Origin of the sequence: Streptomyces bambusae (assembly GCF_019400985.1) — a bacterium.
GTDB classification, from domain to species: domain Bacteria; phylum Actinomycetota; class Actinomycetes; order Streptomycetales; family Streptomycetaceae; genus Streptomyces; species Streptomyces bambusae_A.
In genome coordinates this window covers 1-599 of the sequence record NZ_WTFF01000736.1, presented here as the reverse complement: position 1 = coordinate 599, position 599 = coordinate 1, and the positions used below count along the sequence as shown (strand labels likewise).

At 72.8% G+C, this 599-nt stretch carries 1 pseudogene; it reads right to left on the bottom strand.

Going from position 1 to position 599, the window contains the following annotated elements:
• Positions 1–599: pseudogene (locus GPJ59_RS36790) on the bottom strand (DUF2637 domain-containing protein); the annotation flags it as partial.

The window sequence follows — 599 nt, the reverse complement described above, 5'->3', positions numbered from 1 at the left end:
GCTTCCCCCTCGGCGCGTTCACGGGCCTCCGCCCGCTCCTGCTCCTCCCGGCGAATCCGCTCCTGCCGCTCGGCTTCCTCACGGGCGAGGCGGGCTTCGTGTTCACGCTGTTCACGGGCGAGGGACGCCTCGTGCTCACGCTGTTCACGCGCCGCGTGCAGCCGGTTGGCCTCGCGCTCAGCGGCCGCCCGCTCCCGGGCCTCCCGCTCGGCGCGCTTGCCGTCCTCCAGCGCCCGCACCGCAGCGGTCAGAGACCGGCGGTAGGCGAGTCCTGCCTCGGCGGTCACGATCAGCAGCATCGGCGCGACCGAATGCAGGGCCACCCCGATAAGGTCCCCGGCCAGGGCGGATTCTCCGATGTTCAAGGCCAGCGTCTGCGCACCGGTGATCCACCGCAGGGCCACCGACCAGCCGCCGGCCTGCCCGCCCAGGCGAGCCAGGACCGAGTCCAGGCGGACCACGATCACCACCGCAGCATCGACCTCCACGGGCAGGATCGGCGCCGTCCAGTCCCAGGCATCCGGGGTGTGCGCCGCCATCAGCGGCGTCACGGTCAAGACGGAGAACAGCATCGCCCCGCCCACGATCAGCCACGTGCC